Source organism: Pseudomonas sp. E141 (genome assembly GCF_052659885.1).
Genome location: NZ_CP084024.1, coordinates 5,526,768 through 5,541,829, shown reverse-complemented (window position 1 = coordinate 5,541,829; position 15,062 = coordinate 5,526,768). Strand labels below are relative to the sequence as shown.

Genomic DNA, 15,062 nt, shown 5'->3' with positions numbered 1-15,062 from the left:
AGCCTTGTGGGAGCGAGCCTGCTCCCGCATGGGATTTCAGTCGGCCTGGACAGTTTCAAAGCCCTGGTGCCGCAGAGGCTCACTGCGGATCATTCGCTTCATCTTCCACTCAAATGCCAAGGTCAGGCTCACCGCCGCGCAGGCCAGACCAAGGGCCAGGCCCCACCAGACGCCGGTCGGGCCCCAGTGCAGATGGAAGGCCATCCACCATGCCGCCGGTGCGCCAATCAGCCAATAACAGCCCAGGCCCACCAGGAAGGTGGTCTTGGCGTCCTTGAGCCCACGGATACAGCCCATGGCAATGGTTTGCGCACCGTCGAACAGCTCGAACCACGCCGCTACCGCCAACAGGCTCACCGCCAGCTCGATTACTCCGCGAAACGCCGGGTCTTCGTGGTCCAGGAACAAGCCGACCAATGGGTTTGGCAGCAACCAGAACACCATCGCGAACGCCAGCATGACCGCTGCGCCGAAGCCAATTCCGACCCGACCGGCCAGCCGTGCCATCAGCAGTTGCCCGGCGCCATAGTGCTGGCCGATGCGCATGGTGATCGCATATGACATTCCCGCCGGGACCATGAATGCCACCGAGACAATCTGCAGAGCGATCTGGTGCGCTGCCAATGGCGTGCTGCCCATGGTGCCGATGCACAGCGCGGCGAACGCGAACAGCCCGACTTCCACTGCGTAAGTGCCGCCAATGGGCAGACCCAGGCGCCACAGTTCCTTGAGGTACTGGCGATTGGGCCGCGACAGACCATTGAGCAACGGATAAGCGCGGTAGGCTTGATGCCGGTGAATATGCCAGGCCAGGGCCAGAGCCATGCAGTTGGCGACGATGGCCGTGACCAGGCCGATTCCCATCAGGCCCAGTTTTGGCAGGCCGAACATGCCGGTGATCAGTGCGTAATTGAGCAGGAAGTTGGCCACCGTGCCGCCGAGACTGATCACCATCACTGGGGTAGCCCGGCCAATGGCGCTGGTAAAGCCGCGCAGGGCCATGAAACTCAGATAGCCGGGCAGCGCGAATGGCAGCACCAGCAGGAACTGGCCGGCGGCCAGGACGTTGGTTTCGGTCTGGCCGAACAGCAACAGTACCGGCTTGAGGTTCCACAACAGGAGCCCGGCCACCAACCCCATCAACCAGGCCAGCCACAACCCGGCCTGAGTCAGTCGGGTGGCGCCTTCGACATCACCGGCACCCTGCCGAATCGCCACCAACGTGCCCACCGCGGCGATCACACCGATGCAGAAAATCGACACGAATGAATAGGTCGCCGCTCCGAGCCCGCCGCCTGCCAGGGCCTCGGGACTCAGGCGCGCCATCATCAGGGTGTCGGTCAGGACCATCAGCATGTGCGCCAACTGCGAGGCAATCAACGGCCCTGCCAGCCGCAGGATAGCCCACAGTTCGATTCGCACCGGATGCCGCATGATCATCACACTCCATGTTCAAACAAGGCTGTAAAACGGCGATTCTCGGCGCTCTCAGCGGTTTGCACAAAAGGATAAAAGCGATCACTGGCATGATTAAAACTCATGCTGATAACTTTCTGATAGGGTGCGTAAATATCGCCATAGGAGCTTTTCCCGATGTCTCGTCGTCTCCCTCCTCTTTATGCGTTACGGGCATTCGAAGCGGCGGCGCGATACAGCTCGTTCACCCGGGCGGCCGAGGAACTATCGATTACTCAAAGTGCCGTCAGCCGGCATATTCGTACACTCGAAGAGCACTTTGCCTGTCGGCTGTTCCAGCGCAGTGGTCGCAACCTGCAGTTGACCGAAGCGGCGCGGTTGCTGCTACCGGGCGTGCGTGAGGGTTTCATGGCGCTGGAACGGGCCTGTCATACCTTGCACGGCGAAGATGGCATCCTGCGCATGAAGGCGCCGTCCACGCTGACCATGCGTTGGCTGTTGGCGCGCCTGAGTCGCTTCCGGCATCTTCAGCCCGGCAATGAAGTGCAACTGACCAGCGCCTGGATGGACGTCGATTCAGTGGACTTCAACACCGAGCCTTTCGATTGCGCGGTATTACTGGGCAACGGGCATTTTCCTAGCGACTGGGAGGCAAGCTTGCTGTTTCCCGAGGAGCTGATTCCGGTAGGCGCACCGAACCTGTTGAACGACCAGCCCTGGGATGTGGCGCGGTTGGCCAGCGCAGAATTGCTGCATCCCACGCCGGACCGTCGTGATTGGCGCAACTGGCTTTCGCGCATGGGTCTGTCCGATCAGGTCTCGCTCAAGGGCGGGCAGGTGTTCGATACGCTGGAACTGGGCATGATCGCCGCGGCGCGCGGCTACGGCGTGTCCATGGGTGATCTGTTGATGGTGGCCGAGGACGTGGCCCAAGGGCGCTTGAGCCTGCCATGGCCTACCGCCGTCGCCAGCGGCGAGCACTATTACCTCGTCTGGCCGAAAACCCGTCCAGGAGGTGAACGTTTGCGCCGTCTGAGCGATTTTCTCCAGGGCGAAGTGAAGGCCATGCAATTACCCGACGTAAAGCGTCTGGGCTGAATCGTTGAAGCGCCCGTGCTAGCCACTTGGCATTATTCCTTCCAAAGCGCTCAAGTATTCGGTTTCGCCGCCGAATGTGTGGAAGTAGTACTTTCGTATTAGAAAGGGACTGCCTACATATCACCCGAATAAAATTGCCGAGTGTGCGACGTGATCAGGATGATCCGGTCACTTGGCTAGGAGCCGTCATGTCTCAACCTCGTGCCCGAATCGCCTCACAGCTGGGCCTAGCCCTTGCCGTGATACTGGCGATCGTGATCTCCGGCAGCACCGTCTTTGCCCTGCGCTCGCTGGACTCCGCCAACCTCGCGACCCGTGAAGAACACCTGGCCAGCGAAGCGCGTCTGATGGCCGACCAGCTCAATACGTTCCATGGCACCCTGCGTGAAAGCACGCAGCGATTGAGCGGACTGTTCGATAAACGCTTCAGCGCGGGGCTGAGCGTGCACCCGGATGAGCCGGTCGCGGTGGCAGGCGTGCAGGCTCCAACCCTGAGACTGGGCAGCGAAGTGCTGAACAACAACTTCAAGGAAGTTGATGACTTCAAGCAGACGACCGCCGGGGTGGCGACGGTGTTCGTGCGCAGCGGCGACGATTTCATCCGCGTGAGCACTTCCTTGACCAAGCAGGACGGTACGCGGGCCATCGGCACCTTGCTCGACCGTGCCGGCCCGGCTTATGCCCCGGTCATGAGTGGGCAGAGCTACATTGGGCGGGCCCTGCTTTTCGGGCGCTTCTACATGTCGCAGTACACCCCCGTACGCGATAGCAGCGGTAAGATCATTGCCGTGTTGTATGTGGGATTCGATTACACCGACGCACAGAACGCCCAGTTCGAGAACCTCAAGCGCTTCCGTATCGGTCAGACCGGTTCGCTGGCGGTACTGGATGAGCAAAACAAATGGTTGGTTCCGCCAGCGGGTGTGCAGGCGCTGGAGCAGGCGACCGGGACCATCAAGGAGTTGGTCAAGAAGCCAGGCAAAGGTGTGTTCTGGAGCGATACCGCTGAAGATTTCTACAGCGTTGCCGTGCCGTTCGAGGACGGTCCGTGGGCGGTGGTGGCGAGCATGCCGAAAGCCGAGATTCGCGCCGTGACCTGGAGTGTCGGTACGCAACTGGCTATCGGCAGCTTGCTGGCCATGTTGCTGGCCGTGGGCTCGGCGGTGTGGCTGCTGCGCAGCAAACTGGCCCCGCTGGGCGATCTGGTGCGCCAGGCCGAGGCGCTGGGCGCCGGCGACCTGAGCGTGCGTCTGAATGTGTCGAGCCACGACGAAATCGGTCAGTTGGCCCGTGCCTTCAACCAGATGAGCCAGGCCCTGTCGACCATGGTCGAACATATCCGCAAGGCCTCGCAAGAGGTCAACAGCCGCGCCCAGGCCCTGTCCGGGTTGTCCAGCGGGGCCTATGAGGGCATGGAGCAGCAGTCCGGCGAAATCACCAGCATGGCTGGCGCAGTGGAAGAGTTCAGCGCGACCTCGTTGAACATCGCCGATAACATGGGCAATACCGAACGCCTGGCCCAGGATAACGCCCAGCAAACCCGCATCGGTCGTACGTCGATGGATGAAGCATCCTCGTCGCTGGAGCAAATTGCTGGCGCACTGAACAGCACTGCCACGGTCATCAACACCTTGGGCCAGCGCTCCCAGGAAATCGGCGGCATCGTCGGGGTGATCACCTCGATCGCCGAGCAGACCAACCTGCTGGCGCTCAACGCGGCCATCGAAGCCGCCCGTGCGGGTGAGCAGGGCCGGGGCTTTGCCGTAGTGGCTGACGAAGTTCGTAGCCTGGCGTCCCGTACCCGTCAGGCCACTGACGAAATTTCCGGCATGATCAATAGCATCCAGCAGGAAACCGGTAACGCCATCAGTACGATGGAAAAAGGCAACTTGTTGATGCAAGAAGGCTTGTCGCGCAATGCCAATGTGGCCTCGGCCCTGGCGCGCATCGACGAGCAAAGCCGTTCGGCAGGCCAGCAATTCGCGGCGATCACCACCGCCACTCAGGAGCAAAGCAGCACCGCGACCCTGCTCAGCAGCAACCTGCAAAGCATCGCCATGGCCAACAGCGAACAGCGCGAAGTGGTCTCGAACCTGGCGATCACCGCCAAGGAACTGGAAAAACTGGCGCAGGACCTGCGCAAAGAGGTTGACCGCTTCCGCTGAGCCGTCGCAGACCCATCGCGAGCAAGTTCACCCCAGATCCCTCTGGGAGCGGGCTTGCTCGCGACAACAGTGGCATAGCCAACATCCCCGCCACTGACCCACCGCTATCGCGAGCAGGCTCGCTCCCACAGGGACTTGGCGGCGAACGAAGATTTTGCGGCCATCCCCGACCAGTGTGGGAGCGAGCCTGCTCGCGAAGGCGTCGGCATAGCCGACATCCCGCCACTGACCCACCGCTATCGCGAGCAGGCTCGCTCCCACAGGGGCTTGGCGGCGAACGAAGATTTTGCGGCCATCCCCGACCAGTGTGGGAGCGGGCTTGCTCGCGAAGGCGTCGGCATAGCCAACATCCCCGCCACTGACCCACCGCTATCGCGAGCAGGCTCGCTCCCACAGGGGCTTGGCGGCGAACGCACATTTTGCGGCCATCCCCCCGATCAGTGTGGGAGCGAGCTTGCTCGCGAAGGCGTCGGCATAGCCGACATCCCGCCACTGACCCACCGCTATCGCGAGCAGGCTCGCTCCCACAGAGGCTTGGCGACGAACGAAGATTTTGCGGCCATCCCCGACCAGTGTGGGAGCGAGCCTGCTCGCGAAGGCGTCGGCATAGCCGACATCCCCGCCACTGACCCACCGCTATCGCGAGCAGGCTCGCTCCTACAGGGGCTTGGCGGCGAGCGGGCGTTTGCGGTTTTCAAGGTTATCGCTGTTTTTAAGCTTGCTGAAACGTTTCTTCAAGTCTATAAAAACCGCACAACTCCAAGAAAAGGCTGCCCTTATGACTCCGCTCAAACTTGTCATTGCCCTCAGCGCCCTGGGCGCTACGTCCCACGCCATGGCCTGGGATTACGTCCTGCTCGACACCGATAAAGCCGCTCAGCCCTGGAAAATCACCAGCCAGCAGCTAGGCGTGAAAACCGACAAGCCCTTTTCCGTGACAATGCGCACCCTGCATGGCGGTCGGCAGGAAGGCGTCAGCATCGTCGATATCGACAACGGCACGATGAAGCTCTCGGTCGTCCCAACACGGGGCATGAACGTGCTGCAGGCCTCGGTCGGTGAAGTGCGTATGGGCTGGGATTCGCCGGTCAAGGAAGTGGTCAATCCATCGTTTATTGAGCTCAACGGCCGCGGTGGACTGGGCTGGCTCGAAGGCTTCAACGAGCTGGTGACCCGCTGTGGCTACGAATGGGTCGGCCATCCCGGCATGGACAACGGCGAGCTGCTGACGCTGCATGGCCGCGCCGCCAACATCCCGGCCAACAAAGTGACGCTGCACATCGATGAAAAACCGCCTTATGCGATTACTCTGCGGGGCGAGCTGAAGGAGCAAGCCTTCAAGAAAGTCGATTTCTCGGTACAAACCGAACTGCTGACCGAGCCCGGCAGCGTGAGCTTCGCACTCAAGGACACGCTGACCAACAACGGCGACTATCCGAAGGAATACCAAGCGCTTTACCACAGCAATTTCAGTACACCGTTCCTGGAGCAGGGGGCTCGCTTCGCGGCGCCGGTCAAGCAGGTCTCGCCGTTCAACGACAAGGCCAAGGGCGATCTGGCGGATTGGCAAACCTACCGAGGGCCAACCAAGGACTACGACGAAACCGTCTACAACGTCGTGCCTTATGCCGATGCCAAGGGCGACACCCTCACCGTGCTGCACAACAAGGCCGGTAGCCTCGGTGTATCGGTGGGCTTCAACACCGGCACGCTCCCCGTGTTCTCCCTGTGGAAAAACACCGATACCCAAGGTCAGGGTTACGTGACCGGGCTGGAGCCGGGCACCAGTTTTTCCTATAACCGCCGGTATCAACGGCCACTGGGCCTGGTGCCCACCATCGCGCCAAAAGAGCACAAGCAGTTCCAGATCCACTACAGCCTGTTGGCGGATAAAGGTGCCGTGGATAAAGCCCTCAAACGTATCGATGAAATCCAGGGCGCCCAGCAAACCGAAGTACGAAATACGCCGCTGGTGGACCTGAGCAAGCCATGATGCCCATCAGGGCGTGGCGGGCCGGTATTGCAATGCTTCGGCCAAGTGCTCCCGGCTGATTCGATCCGCTTGCTCAAGGTCCGCCAGCGTACGGGCGACCTTGAGCAGGCGGTGGGCGGCTCGCAGCGACAGGGTCAGTCGTTCGCAGGCGGTTTCCAGCCAGGTTTCATCGGTTGTGGATAACTTGCAATGTCGACGCAAACCCGGCAGATCCAGGAACGCGTTGGCGCATCCTTGGCGCTTTTGCTGGCGTTCGCGGGCCTCCGCCACTTGCTCGGCTACGGTAGCCGTATCGTCACCGGATTCGCTTTTGGGGCTCAACGCCGTGGCTTCCCGGGCGACGGTCAGGTGCAGGTCGATGCGGTCCAGTAAGGGGCCGGAGAGTTTATTGCGGTAGCGCTGCACCATGTCCGGCGTACACGAGCATCGGCCACTGGTCTCGCCAAGGTATCCACAGGGGCAGGGATTCATCGCCGCCACCAACTGGAAACGCGCCGGAAAGCGCACCCGGTCACGAGCGCGCGAAACCACGATGTGGCCCGATTCCAGCGGCTCCCTCAAGACCTCAAGAACCTTGCGGTCGAACTCCGGCAGTTCATCGAGAAACAGCACGCCATGGTGGGCGAGGGTGATCTCTCCCGGTTGCGGCTTTGAGCCGCCACCCACCAGCGCCGGGCCGGACGCCGAGTGATGCGGTTGACGAAACGGGCGCTGCGGCCAATGGCTCAACGGTACGCAACTGGCGACCGACTGAATCGCGGCGACCTCCAGGGCTTCACTTTCAGCCAGTGGCGGCAACAACCCCGGTAAACGACTCGCCAGCAATGTCTTGCCGGTGCCTGGTGGTCCGCTGAACAACAGGTTATGGGCTCCCGCAGCGGCGATCAGCAATGCGCGCTTGGCCCCGACCTGGCCTTGTACTTCATTCAGGTCAGGATAGGGCTTGCTCGCCGAGAGCAGCCCGTTGGAAACATAAGGCACCACCGGGGTATGGCCATTGAAGTGGGCTACCGCTTCAAGCAGATGATCCACCGCGATCACCTTCAGCCCCGATGCCAGACAGGCTTCCTCGGCATTCGCGCGCGGCACCAGCAGCGTACGCCCGGCCTTGCGCGCCGCCAGCGCCGCGGGCAACACGCCGCGCACCGGGCGCACCGCGCCGGACAACGCCAACTCCCCGAGACATTCCACATCGTCCAGCATCAGGGTCGGCACCTGTACGCTGGCCGCCAGGATCCCCAAGGCAATCGCCAGGTCGAACCGCCCGCCGTCCTTGGGCAGATCCGCCGGCGCCAAGTTCAGCGTGATGCGCCGCGCCGGGAAATTCAGGCCCGAATTGATGATCGCACTGCGTACCCTGTCCTTGCTTTCCTTCACCGCCGCCTCAGGCAAACCGACCATCGTCAGCGATGGCAAACCATTGGCCAGATGGACTTCAACGGTAACGGCAGGAGCCTCCACCCCCACCTGGGCGCGGCTATGGACAATGGCGAGCGACATGCAATCGTTCCTTGAGTGAATAAGGGGCCGCGTCCTGCGGCTCTTGAAGGTTAGTCGTGGGATAGGCTTTCGGTGGGGCAATCGAAGGCGAAAATTTTGCCAGGATGTTGCGGTTACTAATGGCCGATCACCCCCGCGAACACGATGGCGATAGGGCGCGCGTTCGTTCAGCAGGGCTCTGCGGTCGTTTCACGGAGCCTTCGAAATGACCGCCCCAGCCCCTGCTAGACTCCGATTTGTCCAATCGGCATCTACGGCACAGGGAGTGAGTGGCCCATGAACGATCTGCTGGCTCTGTTAACCGACAAGCGCTTCATGCCCCACGGGCATTGCTATATGTGGCGGCCGGATTTGCTGTGGACCAATGTCATTGCCGATGGCTTGATCACCCTGTCCTACATCTCCATCCCCTTCACCCTTCTGTATTTTATCCACAAGCGCAAAGACGTGCCTTTTGACTGGATGCTGACGGCTTTTGGTGTGTTCATCCTGGCCTGCGGGACCAGCCATGTGATGGAAATCCTGACTATCTGGCAGCCCTACTATTGGCTGTCGGCGCTGGTTAAGGTAATCACTGCTATCGCCTCGGTGATTACTGCCATCCTGCTGGTTCGGCTAGTGCCTGCGGCCCTTAAGATCCCCAGCCCGCAGCAACTGGCCAGGGTCAATGACGAGTTGCGTGAGGCGCAGGCCGAACTGGTCACTACCGCGCGCCGGGCCGGTATGGCGGAAATCGCCACCAATGTGCTGCACAACGTGGGCAATGTACTCAATAGCGTCAATGTGTCAGCCCGACTCTTGTACGAGAAAGTGCACGCATCCAAGGGGCAGGGGGTGATCAGGGTTGCTGAATTGATGAAGGAGCATTCCGATGATCTCGGCGCCTTTATCAGCAGCGATCCGAAAGGTCGCGCGCTACCCGGCTATCTTGGCAAGTTGGCCGAAGCCCTGGCAGCCGAGCAGCGGAGCATGATCGATGAGTTGGTGCAGCTGACCAAGAGCATCGACCATATCAAGGAAATCGTCGCCACCCAGCAGTCCTATGCCGGTAACTCCAGCGTGCTGGAGCCGGGTTCGCTGCGAGAGCTGATCGAGGATGTGGTGCGCATCTGCGATGTGTCCCTGGCGCGTCATCATGTGACGCTGATCAAGGAGCTCGCCGATATTCCGATGATGTCGCTGGACAAGCACAAGGTGCTGCAAATACTGATCAATCTAATCAACAACGCCAAGCAGGCGCTTGATTCGGTGGCGGATCGACCGTCGCGCATTACCCTGCGTCTGAAGGCCACTGACGACAAGCATGTGCGGATCGAGGTCGAGGACAACGGCGAGGGTATCTCCAGGGACAATCTCACCCGGGTGTTCGAGCATGGTTTTACGACGCGTGCCGACGGTCACGGCTTTGGACTGCACAGTTGCATTCTGGCTGCGCACGAGATGGGCGGCGAGCTGACAGTGCAGAGCGCGGGGCCGGGCAAGGGCGCGCTCTTTACCCTGGAGTTGCCGCTTGCGCTGGCCCAAGGTCAATCTCAGCGAGCCGCGAGTGGCTGACCTAGTCGGCTTGAGGTCTCGGCAAAAAAGCGTTGCAGGGGAGCGAGACAAAAAATCGCAGCTTTCAGCAGCTCCTGCTGGGGATTTTATTCGGTAGGAGGATTTATCTTCGCCTCCAACTCCGCCACCTTCGCCTCCAGGCTCTCCAACCGCGCCCGGGTCCGGGCCAGTACGACCATCTGACTGTCGAATTCTTCCCGGCTGACCAGATCCAGCTTGCTGAACCCGCTTTGTAGCAGGGCCTTGAACTGGCTTTCGATTTCGCTTTTGGGCAGGGGTGTGTCGCCGCTCAATAGGCGGGAGGCGTGGCCGCTGAGGGCGTCGAGGAGGTCTTTGGGCGCAAGCATGGCAGGTGTCCTGAAAACGATGAGGGCAGTGTATCACGCAGCGTCTATATTCAATTGGCGAGCAAGGAGTGCACGCTTTTCGCGCACTGGACCGGGCATCGCCGCACTGTTGTTGTGCGTATTGTTCCTGTTCGGGGTGCGGCGCGAGCCGGCACAGTGGGTAAGAGACTGAAATCAGAAGGTTTGGGCACAGATGGCAAGGTTTCTGCTTAGTGGCTGATGACCCATGCACTGATGCAGTCGCTGTGACGAATGCAGTGCAGCCGGCGAGGCGGGGAGCTTCGTCAGAGTGGTTAGCTGGCACCGGTCGGGCAACTTGGGCCGACGATGCGTTACAAAGCCAGGCACTGCGCTTAGACTTGAGTCGGGTTTGTTTTCCTGGGGCAAGTCCACCAATTCGGGAGAAAGTTTCATGAAGCTAGTCACTGCCATCATCAAGCCGTTCAAGTTGGACGACGTGCGCGAGTCGCTGTCCGAAATCGGCGTGCAGGGCATTACCGTTACTGAGGTCAAAGGCTTCGGTCGGCAGAAAGGTCACACCGAGCTGTATCGCGGCGCGGAATACGTGGTTGATTTCCTGCCCAAGGTGAAGATCGATGTCGCCATTGACGACAAGGATCTGGACCGGGTTATCGAGGCGATCACCAAGGCCGCCAATACCGGCAAGATTGGTGACGGCAAGATATTTGTGGTCAATCTGGAACAGGCTATTCGCATCCGTACCGGCGAAACCGATACCGACGCTATCTAAGCCGCCAAACCCAACGCCCCAGGAGAAAACAATATGACTCTGCGTAAATTCGCAGGGCTAGGAGCCCTGTTGTCCTTCGTAACGCCTGGCCTGGCCATGGCAGAAGAAGCGGCAGCCCCAGTCCTGAACTCCGGCGACACTGCCTGGATGCTCACTGCCACAATTCTTGTACTGTTCATGACTATTCCCGGCCTGGCGCTGTTCTACGGCGGCATGGTTCGGTCGAAAAACATTCTTTCCGTGATGATGCAATGCTTTGCCATTACCGGTCTGATCAGCATCCTGTGGGTCATTTATGGCTACAGCATTGCGTTCGACACCACGGGGATGGAGCAGGGCGTCGTCAACTTCAATTCGTTCGTCGGCGGTCTGAACAAGGCATTCCTGGCGGGCCTCACGCCTAGTAGCCTGACTGGCCTGTTCCCTGAAGCGGTGTTCATCACCTTCCAGATGACGTTCGCCATCATCACCCCGGCCCTGATCGTCGGCGCGTTCGCCGAGCGGATGAAGTTCTCCGCCATGCTGATCTTCATGGCCGTGTGGTTCACCCTGGTGTATGCACCGATTGCGCACATGGTCTGGTCCGGCAACGGCGGCCTGATGTGGGACTGGGGTGTGCTGGACTTCGCTGGCGGCACCGTGGTGCACATCAACGCCGGTATTGCTGGCCTGGTGGCATGCCTGGTACTGGGTAAGCGCAAGGGCTTCCCGACTACCCCGATGGCACCGCATAACCTGGGTTACACCTTGATGGGTGCGGCCATGCTGTGGGTAGGCTGGTTCGGCTTCAACGCCGGTTCCGCCATCGCGGCCAACGGCACCGCCGGTATGGCAATGCTGGTGACCCAGATTGCAACCGCTGCTGCGGCGTTGGGCTGGATGTTCGCCGAGTGGATCACCCACGGTAAGCCAAGCGCACTGGGCATTGCCTCGGGTGTGGTGGCGGGTCTGGTGGCGATTACTCCGGCTGCCGGTACCGTGGGCCCGATGGGCGCCCTGGTCATCGGCTTGGCGGCGGGTGTGGTGTGCTTCTTCTGCGCCACTACCCTCAAGCGCAAAATGGGCTATGACGACTCCCTGGACGCCTTCGGCGTGCACGGCATCGGCGGTATCCTGGGCGCGATCCTGACCGGTGTGTTCGCAGCGCCGGCCCTGGGTGGCTTCGGCACCGTGACTGATATCGGCGCGCAAGTGTGGATTCAGCTCAAGGGTGTAGGCTTCACGGTGATCTACACCGCGATCGTCACCTTCATCATTCTCAAAGTCCTGGACGCCGTCATGGGTCTGCGTGTCTCCGAGGAAGAAGAAGCGGTCGGCCTGGACCTGGCCCAGCACAACGAGCGTGGCTACAATCTGTAAGTACACGCAATAAAAAAAATGCCCGGTTCGCCGGGCATTTTTTTGTCTGGAGTTTGTCATTGCTCACAGGATGTACCGGTTTTTCCGACGTCTTTTGTTATGTACGCGACATGGGTTTTTCTACCGCCATCGGCTTACACCAAAGCAGGCGTATTAGGCCCTTTGTTTTTTCCCAGAGCGCGCTAGAATGCGCGCCGAACGTGCGGAGATCTGTATGTGGCAACAGACGCTGATAACCCTGCGGGCAAGGCCTCGGGGCTTTCATCTGGTAACGGACGAGTTGCTCGCCGGCCTGCCTGAACTCCGGGCATGTCGTGTCGGTCTGTTGCATCTGTGGCTGCAGCATACCTCGGCCTCGTTGACCATCAACGAGAACGCCGATCCGGCGGTGCGTCGAGACTTCGAACGATTTTTCAATCGGCTGATCCCACAAGGAACCGCCGATTATGAGCACAACGACGAAGGCCTGGACGACCTCCCGGCGCACTTCAAGGCCAGCGTGCTGGGGTGTCAGCTTAGCCTGCCGGTCACGGCGGGACGGCTGGCATTGGGTACCTGGCAAGGTGTTTATCTGGGCGAGCACCGTGATCATGGCGGTGCTCGTAAAGTCCTCGCCACTTTGTACGGTGATGGGGAGTAACCGCTGATTGCCGGCGGATGTTGAATTTTTTCTGGCAGCCTTCGACAGACGGCGAAGCTGGGCTATAACTAATCTGCTTTTCGCAAGTCATGAGGTAGAACATGAGCGACGATGATCTGGAAAACGACGACCTCGAAGTAGGTGACGAAGACGAGACCGAAGAAGGCCTGGAAGCGGCGGCTGAAGACGTCGCCGACGACGATGGGGCCGATGTACCGGCGCCAACCGCCAAAGGCAAGGCCAAGGCGGCGGTTTCGGTCGACGAGTTGCCGAGCGTAGAGGCCAAGAACAAGGAGCGTGATGCGCTCGCCAAGGCCATGGAGGAGTTCCTGGCCCGAGGCGGTAAAGTGCAGGAAGTGGAGGCCAACGTTGTTGCGGATCCGCCCAAGAAACCGGACAACAAGTACGGCAGCCGCCCGATCTGAGCATCTGCTTCTTGCTTGCTGAAAAAGCCCGCCGTCGCTGCGGGCTTTTTCATGGGCTATAAAAATCTTCAGGCCAGGCGCCGCGGATCCTGTGGGAGCGAGCCTGCTCGCGATAGCGATCCATCTGTCACATCGACGCTGGATGTGCCATTGCTATCGCGAGCAGGCTCGCTCCCACAATTTGAGTTCTGGTGGCCACAAAACAGGCGGTTCAGGGTTGGCTATGCCACCCCGCCAGTAACCCCGGCAGCTCGGTCAGGCTGCGAATCTCTGCATCCGGTACATGCTCGGCATCCCAGGTTTTACCCGCCGGATTGAACCAGATTGCCCGCAAGCCGGCCTGTTGGGCGCCGGCGATGTCGTCACCCGGATGATCGCCAATGTGCACGGCGGTTTGCGCTGTGGCGCCGCCGCGTTGCAAGGCTTCGTGGAACAGCCGGGCGTCAGGCTTGGCGATGCCGATGTCCTCGGCGCACAGGGCGAACTTGAAATAATCCGCCAGTCCCAGGCGACGTACATCGGCGTTGCCATTGGTGACCACGCCGAGGGCGAAATGGTTGGCTAGAATTTCCAGGGTAGGCTGCACCTCGGGAAAGATTTGCAGTTGGTGACGGGCGTGCAGGAATGTTTCGAACGCTTCGTCCGCCAGCTCCGAGGCTTGCCACTGGTCATAACCGGCGTCCTGCAAGGCACGGAACAGCACTCGTCGGCGCAGTGCGCTGATGCGGTGCTTCAGGCCGGGCTCCTCGCGCAACACTTGCTCGCGAATGGTAAAAAGATGCTCCACCGGCACGCTGCCCAGGTTCGGGGCGTTGTCGGTCAGCCACTGGCGTAAGATGGCCTCGGCACTGGCGATCACCGGGGCGGTGTCCCATAGGGTGTCGTCGAGGTCGAAAGTGATGAGCTCGATGGTCATGATTCGTCGCCCTTGATTCGTTTGGCCCTTGGGTGGGCACTGTCATAGACCGTTGCCAGGTGCTGGAAGTCCAGGTGGGTATAGATCTGGGTGGTCTTGATGTCGGAGTGGCCGAGCAGTTCCTGGACGGCGCGCAGGTCCTGGGAAGACTCCAGCAGATGGCTGGCGAAGGAATGCCTGAGCATGTGGGGGTGCAGGTTCTGTCCCAGCTCGCGTTCACCGGCGGCCTTGACCCGCACCTGGATCGCCCGCGGGCCGAGACGCCGGCCTTGCTGGCTGACAAATACCGCGTCGTCGGCCGGGTTGGTCAGCGCCCGCAACGGCAGCCACAGCTCCAGGGCCTCACGGGCTTTGCGGCCAACGGGCAGCAAACGTGTCTTGCTGCCCTTGCCCAGCACCTGGACCATGCCATCGGCCAGGTCCAGTTGATCCAGGTTAAGCCCCGTCAGTTCGGAAAGCCGCAGGCCGGAGGAGTAGAACAATTCGAGAATCGCCTGGTCCCGTCGCGCCGGGAAGTCATCCTCGACGGCGCCTTCCAGCAATTGCAGGGCCCGGTCGGTGTCCAGGGTCTTGGGCAGCCGGCGTTCGCCCTTGGGCGGTGCCAGGCCGGTGGCGGGGTCGTGATCGCACAGCCCTTCGCGGTTGAGGTAGTGGTACAGGCCTCGCACTGCTGACAACAGTCGCGCCAGGCTGCGGGAAGATTGCCCTTGTTGATGAAGGCGGGCGACCAGGCTGCGCAGGCGCTGGATGTCCAAGGCTGCCCAACTGCCGATGTTTTGCTTCTGGCACCAGGCCAACACTTTTTCCAGGTCGCGGCGATAGGCCGACAGCGTGTGGGGCGACACCTGGCGCTCACTGCGCAGGTGTTCGCAGTAGGCGTCCAGCTGCCGTTCCATCA

The 15,062-nt window shown here is 60.9% G+C and carries 13 protein-coding genes; 8 read left to right on the top strand and 5 right to left on the bottom strand.

The genetic code is table 11. The features are described from left to right. Window positions 1-36 precede the first annotated feature (36 nt). Window positions 37-1,434 carry a NorM family multidrug efflux MATE transporter gene (locus GKKCFE_RS24895; protein WP_445578070.1) on the bottom strand — a complete coding sequence of 466 codons (1,398 nt, stop codon included), beginning with the start codon at window positions 1,432-1,434 and terminating at the stop codon, window positions 37-39. A 159-nt stretch (window positions 1,435-1,593) separates the two neighbouring features. Between GKKCFE_RS24895 and GKKCFE_RS24890 the strand changes: the two genes are divergently transcribed. From GKKCFE_RS24890 to GKKCFE_RS24880, 3 genes are all read left to right on the top strand, one after another. After that, the gene (locus GKKCFE_RS24890) at window positions 1,594-2,514 is read left to right on the top strand and encodes a LysR substrate-binding domain-containing protein (RefSeq protein WP_047226144.1); all 921 of its coding nucleotides are present in this window, start codon (window positions 1,594-1,596) and stop codon (window positions 2,512-2,514) included. A gap of 188 nt (window positions 2,515-2,702) precedes the next feature. Continuing rightward, window positions 2,703-4,679, top strand: a complete 1,977-nt coding sequence (locus GKKCFE_RS24885) for a methyl-accepting chemotaxis protein (RefSeq protein ID WP_445577221.1) — start codon at window positions 2,703-2,705, stop codon at window positions 4,677-4,679. A 778-nt stretch (window positions 4,680-5,457) separates the two neighbouring features. Further along, on the top strand, window positions 5,458-6,672 hold the full coding sequence (locus GKKCFE_RS24880; RefSeq protein ID WP_047226142.1) for an aldose 1-epimerase family protein: 1,215 nt from the start codon (window positions 5,458-5,460) through the stop codon (window positions 6,670-6,672). A 6-nt stretch (window positions 6,673-6,678) separates the two neighbouring features. Here the strand turns inward: GKKCFE_RS24880 and GKKCFE_RS24875 are convergent, their stop codons facing one another. Beyond that, window positions 6,679-8,172 (bottom strand): YifB family Mg chelatase-like AAA ATPase, encoded by a 1,494-nt coding sequence (locus tag GKKCFE_RS24875; protein ID WP_310663013.1) that lies wholly within the window; start codon window positions 8,170-8,172, stop codon window positions 6,679-6,681. Window positions 8,173-8,448: 276 nt separating this feature from the next. Here GKKCFE_RS24875 and GKKCFE_RS24870 point away from each other — a divergent pair, with 276 nt between their 5' ends. Beyond that, complete coding sequence (locus GKKCFE_RS24870; RefSeq protein ID WP_445577220.1) at window positions 8,449-9,726, top strand: sensor histidine kinase; 1,278 nt, start codon at window positions 8,449-8,451, stop codon at window positions 9,724-9,726. Window positions 9,727-9,812: 86 nt separating this feature from the next. Here the strand turns inward: GKKCFE_RS24870 and GKKCFE_RS24865 are convergent, their stop codons facing one another. Beyond that, the gene (locus GKKCFE_RS24865) at window positions 9,813-10,073 is read right to left on the bottom strand and encodes an accessory factor UbiK family protein (RefSeq protein ID WP_076383082.1); all 261 of its coding nucleotides are present in this window, start codon (window positions 10,071-10,073) and stop codon (window positions 9,813-9,815) included. Between the two features lie 412 nt (window positions 10,074-10,485). Here GKKCFE_RS24865 and glnK point away from each other — a divergent pair, with 412 nt between their 5' ends. From glnK to sutA, 4 genes are all read left to right on the top strand, one after another. Then, window positions 10,486-10,824 (top strand): P-II family nitrogen regulator, encoded by a 339-nt coding sequence (gene glnK, locus GKKCFE_RS24860; protein ID WP_002555808.1) that lies wholly within the window; start codon window positions 10,486-10,488, stop codon window positions 10,822-10,824. Between the two features lie 33 nt (window positions 10,825-10,857). Further along, window positions 10,858-12,183 (top strand): ammonium transporter, encoded by a 1,326-nt coding sequence (locus GKKCFE_RS24855; RefSeq protein ID WP_047226138.1) that lies wholly within the window; start codon window positions 10,858-10,860, stop codon window positions 12,181-12,183. Window positions 12,184-12,397: 214 nt separating this feature from the next. After that, entirely contained in the window at window positions 12,398-12,823 is a 426-nt protein-coding gene (locus GKKCFE_RS24850; protein ID WP_047226195.1) for a secondary thiamine-phosphate synthase enzyme YjbQ, read from the top strand. Window positions 12,824-12,924: 101 nt separating this feature from the next. Continuing rightward, window positions 12,925-13,248, top strand: a complete 324-nt coding sequence (sutA, locus tag GKKCFE_RS24845; RefSeq protein WP_014340827.1) for a transcriptional regulator SutA — start codon at window positions 12,925-12,927, stop codon at window positions 13,246-13,248. A 211-nt stretch (window positions 13,249-13,459) separates the two neighbouring features. Here sutA and GKKCFE_RS24840 read toward each other — a convergent pair whose 3' ends face one another. Both GKKCFE_RS24840 and xerC read right to left on the bottom strand, forming a co-directional pair. After that, the gene (locus GKKCFE_RS24840) at window positions 13,460-14,164 is read right to left on the bottom strand and encodes an HAD family hydrolase (protein ID WP_047226137.1); all 705 of its coding nucleotides are present in this window, start codon (window positions 14,162-14,164) and stop codon (window positions 13,460-13,462) included. Then, window positions 14,161-15,060, bottom strand: a complete 900-nt coding sequence (xerC, locus tag GKKCFE_RS24835; RefSeq protein ID WP_445578069.1) for a tyrosine recombinase XerC — start codon at window positions 15,058-15,060, stop codon at window positions 14,161-14,163. Before xerC ends, GKKCFE_RS24840 begins: the two co-directional genes overlap by 4 nt. Window positions 15,061-15,062: the final 2 nt, after the last annotated feature.

Bases quoted from the DNA above. Each gene is read 5' to 3' on its own strand.
- GKKCFE_RS24885 (WP_445577221.1), top strand. From the start codon at position 2,703: ATGTCTCAACCTCGTGCCCGAATCGCCTCACAGCTGGGCCTAGCCCTT.
- GKKCFE_RS24875 (WP_310663013.1), bottom strand. From the start codon at position 8,172: ATGTCGCTCGCCATTGTCCATAGCCGCGCCCAGGTGGGGGTGGAGGCT.
- GKKCFE_RS24890 (WP_047226144.1), top strand. From the start codon at position 1,594: ATGTCTCGTCGTCTCCCTCCTCTTTATGCGTTACGGGCATTCGAAGCG.
- GKKCFE_RS24865 (WP_076383082.1), bottom strand. From the start codon at position 10,073: ATGCTTGCGCCCAAAGACCTCCTCGACGCCCTCAGCGGCCACGCCTCC.
- GKKCFE_RS24870 (WP_445577220.1), top strand. From the start codon at position 8,449: ATGAACGATCTGCTGGCTCTGTTAACCGACAAGCGCTTCATGCCCCAC.
- xerC (WP_445578069.1), bottom strand. From the start codon at position 15,060: ATGGAACGGCAGCTGGACGCCTACTGCGAACACCTGCGCAGTGAGCGC.
- glnK (WP_002555808.1), top strand. From the start codon at position 10,486: ATGAAGCTAGTCACTGCCATCATCAAGCCGTTCAAGTTGGACGACGTG.
- GKKCFE_RS24880 (WP_047226142.1), top strand. From the start codon at position 5,458: ATGACTCCGCTCAAACTTGTCATTGCCCTCAGCGCCCTGGGCGCTACG.
- GKKCFE_RS24840 (WP_047226137.1), bottom strand. From the start codon at position 14,164: ATGACCATCGAGCTCATCACTTTCGACCTCGACGACACCCTATGGGAC.
- GKKCFE_RS24895 (WP_445578070.1), bottom strand. From the start codon at position 1,434: ATGCGGCATCCGGTGCGAATCGAACTGTGGGCTATCCTGCGGCTGGCA.
- GKKCFE_RS24855 (WP_047226138.1), top strand. From the start codon at position 10,858: ATGACTCTGCGTAAATTCGCAGGGCTAGGAGCCCTGTTGTCCTTCGTA.
- GKKCFE_RS24850 (WP_047226195.1), top strand. From the start codon at position 12,398: ATGTGGCAACAGACGCTGATAACCCTGCGGGCAAGGCCTCGGGGCTTT.
- sutA (WP_014340827.1), top strand. From the start codon at position 12,925: ATGAGCGACGATGATCTGGAAAACGACGACCTCGAAGTAGGTGACGAA.